The 18,603-nt window shown below is 61.4% G+C and carries 17 protein-coding genes and 2 pseudogenes; 6 read left to right on the top strand and 13 right to left on the bottom strand.

What is annotated here, in order from left to right; genetic code table 11:
* Positions 1-369 precede the first annotated feature (369 nt).
* The 4 genes from QZ326_RS04990 to QZ326_RS05005 form a co-directional block, all read right to left on the bottom strand.
* Positions 370-945 (bottom strand): dipicolinate synthase subunit B, encoded by a 576-nt coding sequence (locus tag QZ326_RS04990; RefSeq protein WP_295742043.1) that lies wholly within the window; start codon positions 943-945, stop codon positions 370-372.
* Entirely contained in the window at positions 942-1,796 is an 855-nt protein-coding gene (locus tag QZ326_RS04995; protein WP_295742046.1) for a dipicolinate synthase subunit DpsA, read from the bottom strand. The genes QZ326_RS04990 and QZ326_RS04995 overlap by 4 nt, the downstream gene beginning before the upstream one ends.
* A gap of 52 nt (positions 1,797-1,848) precedes the next feature.
* Entirely contained in the window at positions 1,849-3,027 is a 1,179-nt protein-coding gene (locus tag QZ326_RS05000) for a hypothetical protein (protein WP_295742051.1), read from the bottom strand.
* Between the two features lie 76 nt (positions 3,028-3,103).
* Positions 3,104-4,456 (bottom strand): CCA tRNA nucleotidyltransferase, encoded by a 1,353-nt coding sequence (locus QZ326_RS05005; protein WP_295742054.1) that lies wholly within the window; start codon positions 4,454-4,456, stop codon positions 3,104-3,106.
* Between the two features lie 130 nt (positions 4,457-4,586).
* Here QZ326_RS05005 and murC point away from each other — a divergent pair, with 130 nt between their 5' ends.
* The gene (murC, locus tag QZ326_RS05010) at positions 4,587-5,966 is read left to right on the top strand and encodes a UDP-N-acetylmuramate--L-alanine ligase (RefSeq protein ID WP_295742056.1); all 1,380 of its coding nucleotides are present in this window, start codon (positions 4,587-4,589) and stop codon (positions 5,964-5,966) included.
* A gap of 3 nt (positions 5,967-5,969) precedes the next feature.
* Positions 5,970-6,509 carry a prolyl-tRNA synthetase associated domain-containing protein gene (locus QZ326_RS05015; RefSeq protein WP_295742058.1) on the top strand — a complete coding sequence of 180 codons (540 nt, stop codon included), beginning with the start codon at positions 5,970-5,972 and terminating at the stop codon, positions 6,507-6,509.
* A 140-nt stretch (positions 6,510-6,649) separates the two neighbouring features.
* Here the strand turns inward: QZ326_RS05015 and QZ326_RS05020 are convergent, their stop codons facing one another.
* The 4 genes from QZ326_RS05020 to spoIIID form a co-directional block, all read right to left on the bottom strand.
* Positions 6,650-8,083, bottom strand: a complete 1,434-nt coding sequence (locus QZ326_RS05020; protein ID WP_295742062.1) for an S-layer homology domain-containing protein — start codon at positions 8,081-8,083, stop codon at positions 6,650-6,652.
* 49 nt (positions 8,084-8,132) lie between these two features.
* Complete coding sequence (locus QZ326_RS05025; protein ID WP_295742064.1) at positions 8,133-9,137, bottom strand: LCP family protein; 1,005 nt, start codon at positions 9,135-9,137, stop codon at positions 8,133-8,135.
* A gap of 249 nt (positions 9,138-9,386) precedes the next feature.
* A complete protein-coding gene (locus tag QZ326_RS05030) occupies positions 9,387-9,662 on the bottom strand; it encodes a hypothetical protein (RefSeq protein ID WP_295742067.1) in 276 nt (91 codons plus the stop codon).
* 12 nt (positions 9,663-9,674) lie between these two features.
* Positions 9,675-9,923 (bottom strand): sporulation transcriptional regulator SpoIIID, encoded by a 249-nt coding sequence (spoIIID, locus tag QZ326_RS05035; RefSeq protein ID WP_295742070.1) that lies wholly within the window; start codon positions 9,921-9,923, stop codon positions 9,675-9,677.
* A 327-nt stretch (positions 9,924-10,250) separates the two neighbouring features.
* Here spoIIID and nrdD point away from each other — a divergent pair, with 327 nt between their 5' ends.
* From nrdD to nrdG, 3 genes are read left to right on the top strand one after another with little or no spacing between them, the layout of a single operon-like run.
* The gene (nrdD, locus tag QZ326_RS05040) at positions 10,251-12,428 is read left to right on the top strand and encodes an anaerobic ribonucleoside-triphosphate reductase (RefSeq protein WP_295742073.1); all 2,178 of its coding nucleotides are present in this window, start codon (positions 10,251-10,253) and stop codon (positions 12,426-12,428) included.
* A 40-nt stretch (positions 12,429-12,468) separates the two neighbouring features.
* Positions 12,469-12,615, top strand: coding sequence for a hypothetical protein (locus QZ326_RS05045; RefSeq protein WP_295742075.1), 147 nt, complete (start codon positions 12,469-12,471; stop codon positions 12,613-12,615).
* Between the two features lie 7 nt (positions 12,616-12,622).
* The gene (gene nrdG / locus QZ326_RS05050; RefSeq protein WP_295742078.1) at positions 12,623-13,162 is read left to right on the top strand and encodes an anaerobic ribonucleoside-triphosphate reductase activating protein; all 540 of its coding nucleotides are present in this window, start codon (positions 12,623-12,625) and stop codon (positions 13,160-13,162) included.
* A gap of 323 nt (positions 13,163-13,485) precedes the next feature.
* On the opposite strand, the pseudogene QZ326_RS05055 reads toward nrdG, so the two are convergent.
* The 5 genes and pseudogenes from QZ326_RS05055 to QZ326_RS05075 all read right to left on the bottom strand — a co-directional run bounded on the left by QZ326_RS05055 (position 13,486) and on the right by QZ326_RS05075 (position 18,266).
* Positions 13,486-14,333 (bottom strand): annotated as a pseudogene (locus QZ326_RS05055) (fumarylacetoacetate hydrolase family protein).
* Between the two features lie 318 nt (positions 14,334-14,651).
* Positions 14,652-15,446: an ABC transporter ATP-binding protein gene (locus QZ326_RS05060; protein ID WP_295742081.1), complete on the bottom strand. Its 795-nt coding sequence runs from the start codon at positions 15,444-15,446 to the stop codon at positions 14,652-14,654.
* Positions 15,439-16,389: an ABC transporter permease gene (locus QZ326_RS05065; protein ID WP_295742084.1), complete on the bottom strand. Its 951-nt coding sequence runs from the start codon at positions 16,387-16,389 to the stop codon at positions 15,439-15,441. Before QZ326_RS05065 ends, QZ326_RS05060 begins: the two co-directional genes overlap by 8 nt.
* 102 nt (positions 16,390-16,491) lie before the next feature.
* Positions 16,492-17,517 carry an ABC transporter substrate-binding protein gene (locus QZ326_RS05070; RefSeq protein ID WP_295742090.1) on the bottom strand — a complete coding sequence of 342 codons (1,026 nt, stop codon included), beginning with the start codon at positions 17,515-17,517 and terminating at the stop codon, positions 16,492-16,494.
* A 344-nt stretch (positions 17,518-17,861) separates the two neighbouring features.
* Positions 17,862-18,266 (bottom strand): helix-turn-helix transcriptional regulator, encoded by a 405-nt coding sequence (locus tag QZ326_RS05075; protein WP_295742087.1) that lies wholly within the window; start codon positions 18,264-18,266, stop codon positions 17,862-17,864.
* Between the two features lie 162 nt (positions 18,267-18,428).
* Here QZ326_RS05075 and QZ326_RS05080 point away from each other — a divergent pair.
* Positions 18,429-18,603: pseudogene (locus QZ326_RS05080) on the top strand (CTP synthase); the annotation flags it as partial.

The raw sequence follows: 18,603 nt of genomic DNA on the forward strand, positions 1-18,603 counted from the left end.
TCTTGCCCCCAGCGTCTTATTCAATGGTGTGTTTACCATTGTCAAGCGATGCTAGGGAAAAAATTTATCCTGTTATTAAATACATATATTTCAGCCACTCTTGATAGATCATCTGTTATTGCTTTTCTGATACACATCTTATATCCCCTCCACAAATTCCGATTTATGATTCTTATTATAGTGCAGCCAATCTTTTGGTTCAAGCTGCAACTCGTGAAATTGTCAGTGGCTGGCACCATCAGCACATACGGCAAAAGAGACGTCATTTATACTAAATCAACATTTATTCTATGCTGTTTAAAATCAACACAAGGGAGAATTGGGACAATAATTAAGGAGGAGCCCTATGGGGCTCCTCCTTATCTCTTCTCAGCGCAGCAGCACCGGCTGCAGCTGTTCGCCCCGCAGAGCGGCGTCCACCGTCTCCGGAATTTTTCCGAAATCCGCCACCAGGGAGCAGGGCTTCGCCGCGGCGTTGTCCTGCCCGAAGGGCACAAAATAGTAGTTCTTCCGCACCAGCAGCTCACCGATGTTTCTGGCTCCGGCCGCAAGCCCATCATTGCTGGACACTGCCACCACCACCGGCCGGCCGTTGCGCAGGTGGGACTTGGCCGCCATGGTGACGGTGGTATCGGCGATGCCGTTGGCCAGCTTGGCAATGGTGTTGCCGGTAGCCGGCGCGATCACCAGCACATCCAGCAGCTTTTGGGGCCCGATAGGCTCTACTGAGGGAATATCGCACAGGACATCCTGTCCTGTCAGATCCTCCAGATGCTCCAGCAGGTCCTCGGACGTGCCAAAGCGGGTGTCCGTAAAGGCAGAGGCCTCCGAGACGATGGGAATCACCGTCTCATAGACCGCCGCCAGCTGTTCCAGCGCTCTCAGCACCTGTTCATGTGTACAGAAGGACCCGCTCACCGCAAATCCGACGCGTTCCGTTCTCACACAGGGTCACCCCGTTCTTCCAATAGGATGTAATACACCGCGTCCCGGATTACCGCCGCCGCCGTCCGGGGCAAAAGCCGCCCCGGCAGGGACCTGGCCCACACATTGGGCAGGCCCAGGCTCTCCGCCGCCGCCAGGTCGATGCCCTGGACGGATGCCAGCTCTACCAGCAGGCACCCGGCGGGCAGCTGTTCCAGCAGCGTCCGGCCCAGGACGGGCGAGGGGACGGTGTTGAACACCGCACCGAAGCCGGACAGCTCCCCGTCCAGCTTCCCGGTCTCCAGCGCCCGCCAGCCGTAGGCGCGGACCCAGGCCAGGTCCGCCGGACGGCGGGCCGCGGCGCTCACCCGGGCGCCCAGGCCGTGGAGGCGGTGGCACAGGAGCTTCCCGATGCGTCCAAAGCCCAGCACCAGGCACTCCATGCCCAGAAGCGTCTCGTCCAGCTGCTCCATGGCCACCTGCACGGCGCCCTCCGCTGTGGCGGCAGCGTTGGCCACCGTCAGCTCCTCCCGGAGGAAGTAATCCTCCAGACAGAGGCCGCAGTCCGCGGCCTCCCGGCGCTGCTGGGGCTTCACCTGCCCCGCCAGCACCCGCTGCTGGGGCCGCAGGCGGCGGAACAGGTCCATGGTGGGCACAGGACCCTCCTCGCAGTTCAGCACGCCATCGCCCCGGCACAGCGGCAGAGGCAGGACAATCACGTCCGCCCCCGCAGCCCGTTCCAGGCTTCCCGCGCCCGCAGGCTTCCAGGCGCTCAGTCCGTAAGTATGGACGGCATTTCCGTCCGCCGCCAGCAGCCGGCTCAGCTCCGCCTGCCGCCGGTCGCCTCCGATGAGGCCAAAGGTCTTCTCCATACGGCACTCCCCCTCGCACCATGGTATGGCGGAAGGGGGAGGTTGGTGCTATTCAATTCACGCTCTCCCACTCCACCATGGGGACAGCTTCATCATAGGCCGCCGTGTATTGACAGCACTGCTCCTCCCGGAAGGACACCCGCCAGGCGCCGCCGTCAATGCCCTCCTCCAGATACCAGGGGTCATAAAAAACGCCGTCCGTGTTGAGCTCACTCCCGCCGGTATAGTTCAGGCAGTAGGCGTACACCGCCCCCTCCTGTTGGTTGAACACAACAAAATAGCCGCTCTGAATATAATCGCCCGCGTCATGCTCCACATACAGCACACATTCCCGCCGTCCGTCTCCGTCCAGATCCACCCAGGCCCGCCGCCGGGAGATGAGCGGCTTTTCGGCGTATTCGCTGATGCCGCCGGCTCTCAGATAGTCCGCCAGCGTGGTCCATCCCGCGTCCCCGCCGCAGCCGTCGCCGGAGACGGCGCAGAACGCCGCTCCCTCCTCCAGCGCCGCCAGGATGGCGGCCCGGGCCGCGCCGTCCCGCTCCGGGTCCAATTCCGCCGCGGCAGTCTCCCGGCCATAGTCGTAAATGGGCAGCGTCAGCGGCGTGTGCTCCGGCCACTCCGCCATGGTGCGGCAGCCTCTGATATACTCCGCCCCCGGAACTACATCCTCCATGCGGAAGGCGTCGTCCACACACCGGACGCCCAGGTCGGTCTCATAGAGGTACTCCCCCCGGCAAAGCTCCCCGTCCTCGATCCAGACCCGGAACACAAAAACCGGCCCCTTGGGCGTTTCCCGCACGATGATCCCCGGCTGGTCCGGGCTGGTGTAAAATGCCATATACCGCCCGTCCAGACGGCCAATCTCCGCCGCCGCGCCATCCCGGACCGTGAGAAAGCGAATGTCCGAGCGATAGTGGTTAGAGCGAATCACCAGCTCCGGCACGCCGTCCCGGTCCAAATCATAGAGAAAATACTCCTTGCTGAGATTTCCCGCCTGCGCGGGATAGTCGTTGGGGTCATAGTCCGGACGGCCGATGTTCAGCACCGCCTTTTCCTCCTCACAGAGGTTCTCCAGGAACTCCACATAGGCCGTCCTCCAGTTCTCCTCCAGTTCGATTGTCTGCACCAACGGCCCCTCCGTCCTCTCCTCCGCCGGAGGTCCTCCGCAGCCGCTCAGCAGCAGGCACAGCGCCAGTCCCAAAATCGTCTTCTGCATAAAAATCACTTCCATACTGAGATAATCCCAGTATGGAAGCAGATCTGATTTTTTGCAACAGCAAACCCATGACAGGCCGGTTACAAACCGGCTACGAATTGATGACAAATTCCAACAGGGCCGCCCGCTGGTTGGGCAGCTCGCCGTCCACCACTTTGCTCAGCAGCGTCTCCAGTGCCCGGCCCACGGCGGGTCCCCGGAGCCCCAGCGCCGTGAGGTCGTTCCCGTTGACTGCCAGCTGCTTTAAGGAAAAGCAGGCGTCCTCCGCCAGGAGGCGGTCCAGAATCTCCTCCGCCAGAGCGATCTCCGCCTGCCGTCCGTGGTAGGCGGAGGCCTGGGCCAGGTTGTCCGCCCGCTTCAAATCCAGCAGCAACCGCAGCTCCTCCTCCCCCAGCCGCCGCAGGGCCCGGCCCACGGCCCTGTCCGTCCGGGGGATATCCCGGTCGTGCCACGCGACGAGCCGCACCACCCGCTCCCGGAAGTCGTTGGGGAATTTCAGCCGCCGGAGCATCCCGTCCGCCAGCTCTACGCTGGTGGCAGCGTGGCCGTGGAAGTGGCCCACGCCGTTCCCGTCCAGGGTGAATGTGGGGGGCTTGCCGATGTCGTGGAGCAGGGCGGCGCACCGCAGCTCCGGGATGGGGGGCGTATTGGCCAGGGCTGTGGTGCTGTGGTCCCAAACGGTGTAGCAGTGGTGAATATTCCGCTGGTCAAAGCCCACCATGGGCAAAACCTCCGGCCAGAAGACGCCGACGACCCTGGGATGGTTGTCCAACACCTCCTTGGCACACCGCCCGCACAGGAGCTTTGTCAGCTCCGCCTGAATCCGCTCCGGGGCAATCTCCCGGAGGAGTTCCCGGTTCCGGTCCATAGCGGCGTCCGTCTCCTTCGCCCCGTCCAGTCCCAGCACGGCGGCGAAGCGCATTCCCCGCAGAATCCGCAGGGCGTCCTCCTGAAACCGCCGGTCCGGGTCCCCCACGCACCGCAGAGCTCCATTCTCCAGGTCCCTCCGCCCGCCGAAGGGGTCCCGCAGCTCCCTCCGGAGGTTCAGGGCCATGGCATTGACGGTGAAATCCCGCCGGGCCAAATCCTCCTCCAGAGAGCGGGTGAAGGTGACGCTCTCCGGGCGCCGGTGGTCGCGGTACGCCCCGTCCAGACGGTAGGTGGTGACCTCCACGGGCCCGTCTGCCGTTTTCACTGTGACGGTGCCATGCTTCAGCCCTGTGGGCACGGCCCGTTCTTGAAACACCGCCAGCGTCTCCTCCGGCAGGGCGGAGGTGGTCACGTCCCAGTCCTCCGGCCCCCGGACAGGGGGCCGGGCCCCGTTCAGCATCCGCAGGTCTGTCAGCAGCATGTCCCGCACGCAGCCGCCCACGCACCAGGCCTCATGGCCCGCCGCCTCCAGCGTCTCCAAAAGCGCTCTCACGCCCTCCGGTATGGCCCGCATCCCACTCACCGCCTTTTTCTGTTGCATTTCCCATGATTCTATACTATAATAATTTGCCAATGATCTGATTATATACCGCTTTTTCCCTCCACGCAACGGAAAAAGCGGATCGGAAAGGAAGTCTGCTCCCATGATGAACAACCCCACCCCCATCTCCGATTACCTCACCCCCGGCAGACGGGCCCATCTGGTGGGCATCGGCGGCGTGTCCATGTGCCCCCTGGCGGAGGTTCTCCAGGGCAAGGGCCTCCAGGTCCAGGGCTCTGACATGAACGACAGCGAGACCGTCCGGCACCTGCGCTCCCTGGGCATCCCCGTGGCCATCGGCCACAACGCGGAAAACCTGGGGGACTGCGACCTTGTGATCCGCACCGCCGCCGTCCACGACGGCAACCCCGAGATCGCCGGGGCCATCGCCCGGGGCATCCCCGTCTACGAGCGGGCCCAGGCCTGGGGCGCCATCATGCGCCATTACCCCAACGCCCTCTGTGTCGCCGGCACTCACGGCAAGACCACCACCACCTCCATGTGCACCCACATCTTCATGGCGGCGGAGGCGGACCCCACCGTCATGATCGGCGGCACCCTGCCCATGCTCCACTCCGGCTACCGGGTGGGAAATGGCGACACCATCATTCTGGAGTCCTGCGAGTACTGCAACAGCTTTTTGAGCTTCTTCCCCACCGTGGCGGTGATCCTCAACGTGGAGGCCGACCATCTGGACTTTTTCAAGGACCTCCAGGACATCCAGAACTCTTTCCGCCGCTTCGCGGAGCTGGTGCCCTCCACCGGCAGGGTCATCGTCAACGCGGATAACGGCGGCGCCCGCGGCGCGGCCCAGGGGCTGGACGCCTTCACCTTCGGCCTGGAGCCCGGGGCGGAGTGCACTGCGGTCAGCCTCCGCGAGGACAAGGGGCGCCCCGTCTTTGACATCCACATCCACGGCCGGTTCTACGCCCACGCGGAGCTGAAGGTCTACGGGCGGCATAACGTCTCCAACGCCCTGGCGGCGGCCTCCGCCGCCTATGTGCTGGGTCTCCCCGGGGAGGCTGTGGAAAAGGGCTTGGCCTCCTTCAACGGCGCGGGCCGGCGCTTTGAGCACAAAGGCACCTTCAACGGCGCGGAGATCTACGACGACTACGCCCATCACCCTGACGAGCTCCACGCCCTGCTGACCACCGCCCGCGGGCTGGGTTACCGGCGCCTCGTCGTGGCCTTCCAGCCCCACACTTACTCCCGGACCTCCAAGCTCTTCGACCAGTTTGTGGCGGAACTGAAGCTGCCGGATGTGGCTATCCTGGCGGAAATTTTCGCCGCTCGGGAGCAGAATACCCAGGGCATTTCCTCCGCGGACCTGTGCCGCAACATCCCCGGGGCGGTGTACTGCTCCACCCTGGACAAGGTGACGGAGCAGCTGCGCCAAATCGCCCAGCCCGGCGATCTGATTCTCACTGTAGGCGCCGGAGACATCTACCGGGCCGGAGAAAAACTTCTGAAAAAGGACGTATAACCCATGGAACTCTCACCGCTGTACCACAACACCCGCCCGGATGGGGATCTGCTCCCCCAGGAGGAGGCCGCCTTCTCTCTGCTGGAGGAGCTGGGAATCGAATACGGCCGGGTCTCCAGCGAACCCGCCGACACCATGGAGAAGTGCGCCGCCGTCAGCGAAGTGCTGGGTGTGCCCATCTGCAAAAACCTCTTCCTCTGCAACCGCCAGAAGACACAATTCTACCTGCTGTGCATGGGCCCCGGCAAGCCTTTTCACACCAAGGACCTCTCCCATCAGATCGGCTCCGCCCGCCTCTCCTTCGCCCCGGAGGAGTCCCTCTGGGATCTGCTGCGCTGCACCCCTGGCTCCGCCACCATCCTCGGCCTTGCCAACGACCAGGCGCACCAGGTGCGGCTCCTGATGGAGCGGGAGGTCTATGAGGCGGAGTATCTCAGCTGCCACCCCTGCATCTGCACCAGCAGCCTAAAGCTGAAAACGGCGGACGTGCTGGAGAAATTTCTGCCCCGCACCGGCCACCAGGTCACAGTGGTGGATCTGTGATCCGGTCTTCCTCTCAAAAACAGAACTGGACCGTTCCCCTGTCCGCGCCTTGACAGCCGCTTTCGGCCGCAGGCCCGGGGACCGGTCCAGTTCTTCTCTTTTTCCAAAGGGGGTATGCCGCCTGTCCCCCCTTCGTTGACTTACCAGCTGTGCTGGGCCCAGGACTGGGCAGGAGTCATGGCAAAAAAGCTGTAATCCACCCGGTCATCCGTGTCTCCCCAGGTAGTGTCGATGTGAACCTCTTCGCCGTCCAGCAGCGCCACCGTCCAGATATGGCCATCGTTGGCCAGCGCCGTACAGCTGATGTTCTCCAATTTCAAAAACAGGTTATAGGCGCCGGTATATCCGTCGCACACGGCGGTGCCGTTGGTAAACAGGCTGTAGGGGATGTGGCTGATGGATTTGTCGGCGGCGGTGTAGTCATACGTGCAGTTCTCGCAGATCCAGGTGTAATAGACCCGGGCCTTTTCCCGCTCCGTCATGGAGGCGGTGAGCTGTCCGCTCTCCCACAGCTGTTCCTGAATGGCCAGGGCCGCCGCCATAGTCTCCTCCCGGTACTCCCGGGTCCGCTCCCCCAGGCTGGCGGCGGAGAAGGTCAGCGTTATCCGTCCCGCCTGATTGTAGGTGCAGTAGACAGAGTTATAGCTCTGCTCACAATAGGTCTTTGTCACGGCCAGGGCCCGCTCCATCACCTGCCGGGCCTGGACGGCCGTGATGCCTGAATACTGCAGAGCCAGTACGCTGCTGTTTCCGGAGAGCATATACCGCACGGCCTCGTCCATCTCCTCCAGAGTGCCGGGGGCCGGGATGTAGTCCCCGGGAGGCACCAAATCCGCCAGGGTGCGGTCCCGTCCGCTGTTCCCCGTCTCCTGCAGGACCCACTCCGGCTTCAGCCGCAGGGCGGGGTCTACCATCCGCGTCAGCATGGCCGCCGCCGCGCCCCGGGTAACCGCCGCCTCCGGCAGGAAGGATCCGGTCTCGTCGTTCCCAACAGAGAGGCCCGTCCGGTACAGGAACAAAATGTCCTGATAGTAGGGCGTGTACTCCGTCACATCCGTGATAAATTTCCGGGAGGCGTAGCCCTCGGTCACCACCTGATCGTTGATGAGGGGCAGGTCCGGCAGGACATTGGCCAGCACATGGGCGACCTCCGCCCGGGTTGCCGGCGCCGCCAGACTGCCGTCCAGCTCCGTCCCCAGCACGCCCTCCGCCTGGAGATATCTGAGATATCCCCCGGACACCGGGCCGCCGCCTCCGCCGTAGGCGGCAGGGCCACGCTCCGCGTCCCCGGTGCGGTAGATGCTCCGGATGCGGCCGGCGAAAATCACCACCTCCCCCACGGTCATGTGGTCCCGGAGGCCATAGGTGCCGTCGGCCCGGCCCATGGAAAGGCCATACTCATACAGCGCCGCCACATTGTCATAGAAGGGCGAGGCGGTGGTCAGGTCGGAAAACTGGCCGGAATAGGCCTTGCTTCGGATAAAATTCTCCTGACTGTCCGGCGCGGCGTGGGCGGGAATGGTCAAAAGCAGGGCGGCTGCCAGCAGCAGCGCCGAAATGCGGCGTCTCATCATGGGAATACCTCCTTGCGGGCAGGGCAGAAAGGAATTTTTGGAAAAAGGATCAGCTCGGGATATTCAGGTCCTCCGGAACACGGTCCTCCACATAGGGGTTCAGAAACTGGTTCACCAGAGCCAGCGTCTCCTCCGGGTCCACATAGATATAGGGGGATTTCCACTCCCCGGGCAGGGTGCAGAAATCGATGTTGTCCGGCCCCATGGAGATGAACTGGGCCCCCAGCCAGGCCAAGTTGTTGACGGTCAGGTCCGTCTCCACATACTGGTGGAATATCTTCACAAACTCGTTGACCTTGGTCACATTGGCGGGGGTCAGGGTCTTTTTCGCCACCGCTTTCAGGAAATTCTGCTGGGTGGTCATGCGCCCCACATCCTCACTGCCGTAGCCGGTGCCGTCGTTGTTGTGGCGGAAGCGCACCACCTTCAGCGCGTCCTCCCCGTACAGAAGGCGGGTGCCCCTGGAGAAGTGGATGGACAGGTCCTGATAGGGGTCGTCATAGTCCATATCGATGGGAATATAGAATTCCACGCCGCCGATGGCGTTCACCAAGGCCTCAAAGCCCCTGAGGTCCACCAGCACAGTGTAGTCCACCGGAATACCCAGCTGCTCGGACACCACCTCCGCCAGCAGCTCCATTCCCCCGGTATTGTAAGCGGCGTTGATCTTGTGGTTCCTGCCGTTGAAAACGGCCTTGCTGTCCCGGGGGATACTGACGCCGTAAGCGTACCCTGTGGCAGCGTCCACCGCCAGCAGGATATTGGTGTCGCTGCCGCCGTTGCCGTCGTCCACGCCGGAGACCAAAATGGTGTAAAAATCCGGCTTCCGCTCCCGGTGAGACCGGAGGGCCTCCGCCGCCGCATCCGCCTCGGGGTCCCCCTCCGGGGCAGAGCCGTCCGACGTCTGGGCGGGAGGCAGATCCTCCTGTTTTTGTTCCGGAGCCTGGAAAAGGCTGTGGAACCCGGCGTAGATCACGGCCACAGTCAAAATCACCAGGATAACGATCAAGGGCAGGTTGTTCCGCTCACGGCGGCGGGCTCGGGATCTTGGCATGGGAAGCTCTCCTTAGCAGCGCGGCAGCACCGCGGAATTTTGATTGACATAACATATTTTTTATTATACGGCCTGACCGCCGAAAACACAAGAGGGAAATATGGGCTTCCCTGACGCGGGCCTGTCCCATGCCGAAAGGGCGCAAAGGGAGACCCGGCAGGCACCCCCGGCGCACAAAAAACCGCTGAGCAGGCCGCCGGAAAAGTCCGTTGGACTTCTCCGGCGGCCTGAGGCCGGCCTGCCGGCCGCCTATTCCGTCTCCGCTTCCTCTGCTGCCTCCTGCGCCGCCGCAATCTGCTCCAGCAGCGCTTTGATGTCCGCCAGCAGCTCATTCTGATAGGACAGGGCACAGTGGACAAAGTGAAGCGCCGGGTCCGTCTGCGGAAGGGGCTCCGTTCCATCCACCGGATGTGGCCAGCGGCGAACCGGGGGCTCCGGCGTAGTGGGCACGCCGGAGATCGCCGGAGCCGGAGAGGCCGTCTCCGCCGTCCTGAAACGCCCCCGCCCCTGCATCTGCTTCGCCATATCAATTCCTCCTTATGTACCGCGGTACTTTTTCCGGGTGGCGATGCCGCCCCGAATATGCCGCTGAGCCTTGTTGACATCCAGAACCTCTTTGACCTGTAAATACAGCGCCCGGTTGAATTGGGGCAGCCGCTCGGAGATGTCCTTGTGTACGGTAGACTTGCTGATGCCGAATTTCTGCGCGGCGGCGCGGACAGTGGTCCGGTTCTCTATAATGTATTGGGCCAGGCGCTCTGCCCGCTCCTCCATGTTACCCTTCAAAACACAACACTCCCCGCCTCTAGTTGCTCTATCCTATGCGGCGCGGGACGTGGATATGTTTCTCCAATTCCCCCGGAAAACTGGGCACGGAGAAATTTCAGGAAAAATTTGGCGGGTTTTCACAATGGACAAACTTTCCTGTTTTTGGGAGAATAGATGCTGTCCACTCTTCCCGGTTCCCGGGAGAAAATTTCCCAAAAGTGATATTTGCGACTATACATCCCTGTATCTTGTGTGCTAGAATGGTCAAGCGCCACAAGATAGGCAACACAAAATACAAATCTATATTCAGCTGATGAATGAGATTGAGATGAGGAGAAAGCGTCCATGAATGTGATCAAGCGGAACAGCACCGAGGTAAGTTTTGATATTACCAAGATTATCGCGGCCATTACCAAGGCCAACGGGAGCATTGCGGAGTCCATCCGCATGACGCCGGTGCAGATCCGCCGGATTGCCGAGTCAGTGGAGCTTGCCTGCCAGAAGCTGGACCGCGCTCCCTCTGTGGAGGAAATTCAGGACCTGGTGGAATACCAGATCATGGCCCACGGCGCCTTTGAGGTTGCCAAGAGCTATATCACCTACCGCTACACCCGCTCCCTTATCCGCAAAAGCAACACCACCGACGACAAGATTCTCACCCTCATCGAGTGCAACAACGAGGAGGCCAAGCAGGAGAACAGCAACAAAAATCCCACGGTAAACTCCGTCCAGCGGGACTACATGGCCGGTGAAGTCAGCCGGGACATCACCAACCGCCTGCTGCTGCCTTCTGAAATCGTGGAGGCCCACAACGCCGGCATCATCCACTTTCATGATACGGACTACTACGCCCAGCACATGCACAACTGCGACCTGGTAGATCTGGAGGACATGCTGCAAAACGGCACTGTCATCTCCGGCACCCTGATCGAAAAACCCCACTCCTTCTCCACTGCCTGCAACATCGCCACGCAAATCATCGCCCAGGTTGCCTCCAACCAGTACGGCGGCCAGTCCATCTCTCTGACCCACCTGGCCCCCTTTGTGGACGTCAGCCGGAAGAAGCTGCGCAAAAGCGTTGAGCAGGAGCTGCAGGATATCGGCGCCGTTATTTCGGAGGACAAGCTCCGGGAGGTAGTGGAGACCCGCCTGCTGGAGGAGATCCGCCGGGGCGTTCAGACCATCCAGTACCAGGTGGTGACACTGCTGACCACCAACGGCCAGGCTCCCTTCGTCACGGTGTTCATGTATTTGGGAGAGACCGATGATCCTCAGACAAAACACGACCTGGCCCTCATCATTGAGGAAGTGCTGAAACAGCGCTATGAGGGCGTGAAAAATGAGACCGGCATCTGGATCACCCCCGCCTTCCCCAAGCTGATCTATGTGCTGGAGGAGGACAATATTCACAAGGACTCCCCCTATTACTACCTGACGGAGCTCTCCGCCAAGTGCACTGCCCGCCGCATGGTGCCGGACTACATCTCTGAGAAAAAGATGCTGGAGCTGAAGGTGGACAAAAACGGCAACGGCAACTGCTACCCCTGCATGGGCTGCCGCAGCTTTTTGACCCCCTATGTGGACCCGGAGACCGGCAAGCCCAAGTACTACGGCCGGTTCAACCAGGGTGTTGTCACCATCAACCTCCCCGATGTGGCTCTGACCTCCGAGGGGAACATCGAGAAATTCTGGAAGATTTTCGACGAGCGGCTGGAGCTGTGCCATCAGGCCCTCCTGTGCCGCCACGAACGGCTCAAGGGCACCCTCTCCGATGCGGCCCCCATCCTCTGGCAGTACGGCGCCTGCGCCCGGCTCCAGAAGGGCGAGCCCATCGACAAGCTCCTCTACGGCGGATACTCCACCATCTCCCTGGGCTATGCCGGTCTTTATGAATGCGTGAAGTACATGACCGGCCGGAGCCACACGGATCCCGCCGCCACGCCCTTTGCCCTGGAGATTATGGAGACCATGAACGCCGCCTGCCGGAAGTGGAAGGCCGAGCACAACATCGATTTCAGCCTCTACGGCACCCCTCTGGAGTCCACCACCTACAAGTTCGCCAAGTGCCTCCAGAAGCGCTTCGGCGTCATTGAGGGCATCACGGACAAGGGCTACATCACCAACAGCTACCACGTCCATGTCTCCGAGGAGATCGACGCCTTCACCAAGCTGAAATTTGAGGCCCAGTTCCAGCATCTGTCCCCCGGCGGCGCCATCAGCTACGTGGAAGTGCCGGATATGCAGAACAACCTGGAGGCGGTGCTCCAGGTGATGAAATTTATCTACGACAACATCATCTACGCCGAGCTGAACACCAAGAGCGATTACTGCCAGGTGTGCGGCTGGGACGGCGAGATTCAGATTTCCGAAGAGGCCGGCAAGCTCATCTGGAAGTGCCCCCAGTGCGGCAACACCGACCAGGACAAGATGAATGTGGCCCGCCGCACCTGCGGCTATATTGGAACCCAGTTCTGGAACCAGGGCCGGACCCAGGAGATCCGGGACCGGGTGCTGCACCTGTAATTTCTTTTGCGACAGGCTCTTTGGGAAAGGAGGACTTAAAATGCCGATTCAATCCGCATATGATGAAATCCTGGAGGAAACTTCGTGCCAAAACTGCGGGTGTGTAGGGATGCTGCCCAACGGTGGTTTTGACTACGTCTGCCCGGAATGCGGCCACGAGGGGACCCTTGAGGAAAACGACGAGTAATACGCCCATGTACTACGGAGAGATTAAAAACTGCGACATCGCCAACGGCGAGGGTGTCCGGGTGACGCTGTTTGTCTCCGGCTGCACCAACCGCTGCCCCCACTGCTTCCAGCCCCAGACCTGGGACTTTACCTACGGCCAGCCCTTCACGGCGGAGACGGAGGACTATCTCCTCTCTCTGCTGGCACCGGAATATGTCAACGGTCTGACGGTGCTGGGGGGCGAACCCTTTGAACCCGAGAACCAGCACTCGCTGCTGCCCTTTCTCCGCCGGGTGCGGGAGACCTGTCCGGACAAGAACATCTGGTGCTTCACCGGCTTTACCTATGAAGAGCTTCTGACCGAGGGCAGCCGTCCCCGGTGCGAGGCAACGGATCAGCTGCTCTCCCTGCTGGACGTGCTGGTGGACGGCCGTTTTGTGGAGGAGCTGAAGGACATCTCCCTGCGGTTTCGGGGCAGCTCCAATCAGCGCCTGATCGACCTGAACGCCACCCGCCGGAGCGGCACTGTCACGCTTCTCCCGGACCGGAAGCGGGGAACGCTGTGATATAGCCAAATAACCTGAAAAGAGTTTTTCTGTTTTTTCGGCGGGTTTTGTCCGCCGGTATGTGAAACATGCTGTATTTAACTATGAAATTCAAACCAGGGCCGCTGAAGACGGCCTGTTAAGGCGTATACGCCTTGACGCCTGAAAAAGATTTCGATTCTTTTCAAGTTGTTTGATAATAGAGCAAATGACAAAACCGCCGCCTGGTTTCCACCGGGCGGCGGTTTGATGATGCTGGGCTTCGCTCAAACCCGCAGGGGCTTTGCCCCCGCACCCCACCGCCCTTTGAAAAGGGCGGCCCTAAACTTTATCCGTCTTCTCTTTCAACCCACCGTATTCCGCAGGACGCCGATCCCCTCGATCTCGCACTCCACCACGTCGCCGGGCCTCAAAAATTTCGGTGGGTCAAAGCCCATGCCCACTCCGGCGGGGGTACCGGTGGCGATGATGGTCCCCGGCAGCAGCGTCATGCCTGCCGTCAGCTCCTCCAGCACCTCGCCGATGGAGTTGATGAGCAGGGCCGTATTGGCCTCCTGCCGCGCCTCCCCGTTCACCCTGGCGGAGATGGCCAGGGCCGGCGGGAAGGGAATCTCATCCGCTGTGACAACGCAGGGTCCCATGGGGGTAAAGCCGTCCAGGCTCTTGCCGAAGTACCACTGCTTGTGGCCGGTCTGCACATCCCGGGCGGAGACATCGTTGACGATGTATAGCCAAAGATGTAGTCCCCGGCCTCCGCCGCCTTGACATTCCGGGCGGTCCTCCCCAGGATCACCGCCAGCTCCGCCTCGTAGTCCAGCCGCTTCACCAGGTCCCGATGACTTTGGATGAATCCCTCCGGCGCCACGGCCTCCGTCACCCGCTTGGAGAAGTAGCCCGCCGCGGGCTTTTCCTTGGAAAAGGCCTCCGCGTCATAGCCAGCGGCCTCCTCCAGGTGCGCCCTGTAATTCATGCCCAGACAGATGATGTCCTGCTGGGGCCGGGGAATTGGGGCCAGCAGAGTGACTGCCTCCAAAGAGAGCTCCTCCCCGGCCTGTGCGGCGATTCGTCCCAAGTCCCCGCTTTCGATCAGGGTATTCATATCCGGGCAGGGCAGGGGGCGTACTGCGGAGCCGTCTCCACTTAAGAGCCCCACCCGCTCCATTCCATTTTGCAGATACGTGACCAGTTTCATTTGTGTCGATCCTTTCTTTTCAAAACAGCGGCTCGCTTTCGGCGGGAGCTGCCGCGGCCAAATATCCGGCCCGGGCAGAGTAGATTCTCCACCCGGGCTCAGAAATTCTTGGGAAAAGGGCGCGGCTCAGGACAGCAGCAGCTTGTCGTCCGCCTCGTCGGAGCCGCTGTCTCCCCAAACGGCCTTCGGCCGTCCGGGGGCCCCGAAAATTGGATTTGCCCCGGGCGGAGTGAATCCGCCCGGGACCAAGCTCCCGCTTTTGCGGGATGCTTGTACGCGCTCACGCGCGCCCCGCTTTGCGGGGCCCCGGTCAGCGGCTCAGGACAGCAGCAGCTTGTCGTCCGCCTCGTCGGAGCCGCTGACTTTGCTGAACAGCTCCAGCAGCTGGGGGACCGTGAGTTTCTTCTTCTCCTCGCCGGAGACGTCGATGACAATCTTCCCGTCGTACATCATAATCAGCCGGTTGCCGTGGGCAATGGCGTCCTTCATGTTGTGGGTGACCATCATAGTGGTCAGATGGTTCTCCGCCACGATCCTGTCGGACAGTTCCAGCACCTTGGCGGCAGTCTTGGGATCCAGAGCGGCGGTGTGCTCGTCCAGGAGCAGGAGCTTTGGCTTTTTTAATGAGGCCATCAGCAGCGTCAGCGCCTGGCGCTGGCCTCCGGAGAGGAGACCCACCTTGCTGGTGAGACGGTCCTCCAGCCCCAGGCCCAGACCGCTGAGCAGCTCCTGGTACCGGTCCTTCTCCGCCTTGGTAAGGCCCCACCGAAGTCCCCGCCGCTGGCCCCGGCGGGCCGCCAGGGCCAGATTCTCAATGATCTGCATGGTGGGCGCAGTGCCCATCATGGGGTCCTGAAACACCCGGCCGATAAAGGCCGCCCGCTTGTGCTCCGGCAGGTGGGTGACGTCGGTGCCGCCGATGGAGATGGTGCCCGCGTCCACGGCCCAGGTACCGGCCACGGCGTTGAGCATAGTGCTCTTGCCGGCGCCGTTGCCGCCAATGACGGTGCAGAAGTCCCCCTCGTTCAGGATGAGTCTCACGCCCCGCAGGGCCTGCTTTTCGTTGACGGTCCCGGCGTTGAAGGTCTTCCAGATCTCTTTGATCTCAAGCATTTGCGGCGCCTCCCCTCTTCACGGCCTTGGCAAAATAGCGCCCCTTCCAGTAGGGCAGCGACAGAAACACCGCCACCACCAGGGCGGACAGCAGCTTGAGGTAATTGGGGTTCAGGCCCATGGCCAGAACCGCCTGAATGACGACGTAGTAGATAATCGCGCCGATAACCACCGCCAGCAGCTTCAGGGCGAAATTGCGGAACAGCTTGGAAAAGAGCACGTCACCGATAATGACGGCGGCCAGGCCGATGACGATGGCGCCCCGGCCCACGTTGATCTCATTGGCGCCGTTGTACTGGCAGAGAAGCGCGCCGGACAGGGCCACAAGACCGTTGGAGAGCATCAGGCCCAGCACCTTGCAGAAGTCGGTGTTGATGCCCTGGGCCCGGGCCATATTGCCGTTGGAGCCGGTGGCCCGCAGGGCGCTTCCGAGTTCTGTACCAAAAAAGGCGTAGAGCACGCCGATCAGGCACGCGGCAAAGACACCCACCACCAGGATGGGGTGCCGCCAGATGGGAAAGTCCCCCCGGATCGCTCCCTGGACAAACCGCAGAGAGACCAGCAGCTTGTTCAAGGTGTCCGCCTGGGTGACATTGACGGCCACAGAGGCCTTGAAGTCCATAATGGCCATATTGATGGAGTACAGCCCCAGCTGGGTCAAAATACCGCAGAGGATGGCGGGGATCCCGCAGGCCGCGTTCAGGACGCCGGTCACCAGTCCCGCCAGCATCCCTGCCAGCAGCGCCGCCAGCAGGGCGATCCAGACGTTGGTGCCGTTGGTGAAGAGCATCACGAACACCGCGCCGCCGGTGCAGAAGGAGCCGTCCACCGTCAGGTCCGCGATGTCCAAAATCTTATAGGTCAGATATACGCCGATGGCCATGATGCCCCAGATCAGTCCCTGAGACACGGCCCCCGGCAGTGCGTTCAAAAAGACAGTCATTGCCGTTTCCTCCCCGTGAAAAATCGCAGATAAAGTAAGTATAGCAAAAAACAGCGGGGATGGGAAGTCCCTTCCCCGCTGTTTTTTCACGCGCTATGAACCTTATTCGGCCACGATCGCCTCATATCCCTCGGGAGCGGTGAGTCCCAGGGCCTCGCAGGTGGCGGGGTTGTACTTTTTCACAAACTGGGGCGCGTACTCAATGGCCATGGTGGAGATATCGGCGCCGTTGGCCAGGATGTCGGCGGCCATCTCGCCGGTCTTGTAGCCGATGTCGTAATAGCTGATGGAGAGCGTGGCCACGCCGCAGCCGCCGCAAATGCCCTCCTCACCGGCAAACACGGGCTTCACGCCCCGGCAGATGTTGTCGATAATGCCGGTGTTGTTGGCTGCGGTGTTATCGGTGGGGACATACAGCACGTCGCTGTTGTCAACGGCGTTCTGGACCACGGAGGCCATATCGTTAGTGTCGGAGAAGGGGTACTGGGTGCAGGCATAGCCCATGCCCTCCAGATAGGACTGGACGTTGTCCACCTGGTACTGGCTGTTGGGCTCGGCGGAGCAGTAAATCAGCCCCACGGTCTTGGCATCGGGATACCACTCCTTGATCATCTCCGCCTGCTGGTCCAGGGGGGCCAGGTCGGAGGTGCCGGAGACGTTGGAGCCCACGGTGCCGGTGAAGCCCTCGATGCCCAGGGCCACGCCGTACTCGGTGATGGAGGTGCCCAGCACCGGGATGTCGGCGGTGGCGGAGGCGGCGGCCTGGAGGGGAGCGGTGGCGTTGGCCATGATCAGGTCCACGCCGCCGGAGACAAAGCCGTTGATGATGGTGGCGCAGGTGGGGGTGTCGCCGGCGGCGTTCTGGGGATCAATCTCCACCTGGCCGGGCAGCAGCGCGTTCAGGGCGTCGGTGAAGCCCTCGGTGGCGGCGTCCAGGGCCGGGTGAGGGGCCAGCTGGCAGATGCCCACCTTGTAGGTTTCGCCGGCGGGCCCGTTGTTTTCCGCCGGGGCGGCGGGGTCCGCGGCGGGGGCCGGATCGGCGGGAGCATTGCTGTCATTGCCGCCGCAGGCGGCCAGGCTCATGACCATCACGGCGGCCAGGAGCAGGGCAAGAATCTTCTTTTTCATCATTGATCTCTCCTTATGGTTGTTTGGATCGTGAGAGATGCCTCTCCAATTCTTTTACACTATATAGCTTTAAAGGGGTAAAGTCAACCGTCGCTTTTGACAAATAGCCCGTTCTGTTTTTCGCTGTCCTTGTGTACTTCCGGCAAAACCTCCTCAAATCGAACTTTTCGTTGACAGGGAAAAAATCAGGTGATATAGTTGAAAAGTATTTTGGAACGCCGCGATTTGCGGCACGCGCCGCAGACGACAATCAAACACCGCCGGAAGACACCGCGGATCGCAGCTGAGAGTCCCGAAAGAGACTGGGATTTCTCACCCTCTGCGACGGTCCCGCGGTGGTTTTTTTATTGGCTGTCACTCCGCTCCCTCAAAAGGGCAATCCCGGCAGATAAAAGGCCGATGCCCAGCAGGGAAAAACCCGTGCGGGTATCCAGCGCGCCCATAACGGCCAGACTGGTCACGGCCGCTCCCATGGCGCAGACCACCGCCCTAAAAATCAAGGAGAGCAGCGCCGCGGTCCGGCCTGCCGGCTCCGATGGAGCGGGTGAAACCTGCATCAGTTCTTCAACGGAAGCTCCCAGAATTTCAGCCAGCCGGGGAAACGTGTACAAGTCCGGACAGGAGAGCCCCCGCTCCCATTTGGAAACGGCTTTATCGGTAATGCCCAGCTGTCTGGCCAGATCCAGCTGAGTCATCCCCCGCTCCTTTCGCAGTGCGGCGATGGTGCTTCCAAGAGATGTTTTATCCATGAATGATTCCTCCTTTTTAAGACCAGTGTATCACTGCCTGCCGCATCTTCGCAACCGACCGGAAGTTTCCGTCGGTCAACCGCTGGTTGGGCGGATTTGATTTTTGTGTAAAATACCAAAAAATGCTGAAAAATATTGTGTGAAAAGGGTGAGGTGCGCATCATGAAAACGAAATTTGTATTTGTCACCGGCGGTGTGGTGTCGGGCCTGGGCAAGGGCATCTGCGCGGCATCCCTGGGCCGGCTTTTGAAGCAGCGGGGCGTCCGGGTGCGGAACCAGAAGTTCGACCCCTATATCAACGTGGACCCCGGCACCATGAGCCCCTACCAGCACGGCG

The organism is uncultured Oscillibacter sp., from assembly GCF_910587525.1.
Classification (GTDB): Bacteria; Bacillota; Clostridia; order Oscillospirales; family Oscillospiraceae; genus Oscillibacter.

Bases quoted from the DNA above. Each gene is read 5' to 3' on its own strand.
- QZ326_RS04995 (WP_295742046.1), bottom strand. From the start codon at position 1,796: ATGGAGAAGACCTTTGGCCTCATCGGAGGCGACCGGCGGCAGGCGGAG.
- QZ326_RS05000 (WP_295742051.1), bottom strand. From the start codon at position 3,027: ATGGAAGTGATTTTTATGCAGAAGACGATTTTGGGACTGGCGCTGTGC.
- QZ326_RS05005 (WP_295742054.1), bottom strand. From the start codon at position 4,456: ATGCGGGCCATACCGGAGGGCGTGAGAGCGCTTTTGGAGACGCTGGAG.
- murC (WP_295742056.1), top strand. From the start codon at position 4,587: ATGATGAACAACCCCACCCCCATCTCCGATTACCTCACCCCCGGCAGA.
- QZ326_RS05015 (WP_295742058.1), top strand. From the start codon at position 5,970: ATGGAACTCTCACCGCTGTACCACAACACCCGCCCGGATGGGGATCTG.
- QZ326_RS05020 (WP_295742062.1), bottom strand. From the start codon at position 8,083: ATGATGAGACGCCGCATTTCGGCGCTGCTGCTGGCAGCCGCCCTGCTT.
- QZ326_RS05025 (WP_295742064.1), bottom strand. From the start codon at position 9,137: ATGCCAAGATCCCGAGCCCGCCGCCGTGAGCGGAACAACCTGCCCTTG.
- QZ326_RS05030 (WP_295742067.1), bottom strand. From the start codon at position 9,662: ATGGCGAAGCAGATGCAGGGGCGGGGGCGTTTCAGGACGGCGGAGACG.
- nrdD (WP_295742073.1), top strand. From the start codon at position 10,251: ATGAATGTGATCAAGCGGAACAGCACCGAGGTAAGTTTTGATATTACC.
- QZ326_RS05045 (WP_295742075.1), top strand. From the start codon at position 12,469: ATGCCGATTCAATCCGCATATGATGAAATCCTGGAGGAAACTTCGTGC.
- nrdG (WP_295742078.1), top strand. From the start codon at position 12,623: ATGTACTACGGAGAGATTAAAAACTGCGACATCGCCAACGGCGAGGGT.
- QZ326_RS05060 (WP_295742081.1), bottom strand. From the start codon at position 15,446: ATGCTTGAGATCAAAGAGATCTGGAAGACCTTCAACGCCGGGACCGTC.
- QZ326_RS05065 (WP_295742084.1), bottom strand. From the start codon at position 16,389: ATGACTGTCTTTTTGAACGCACTGCCGGGGGCCGTGTCTCAGGGACTG.
- QZ326_RS05070 (WP_295742090.1), bottom strand. From the start codon at position 17,517: ATGAAAAAGAAGATTCTTGCCCTGCTCCTGGCCGCCGTGATGGTCATG.
- QZ326_RS05075 (WP_295742087.1), bottom strand. From the start codon at position 18,266: ATGGATAAAACATCTCTTGGAAGCACCATCGCCGCACTGCGAAAGGAG.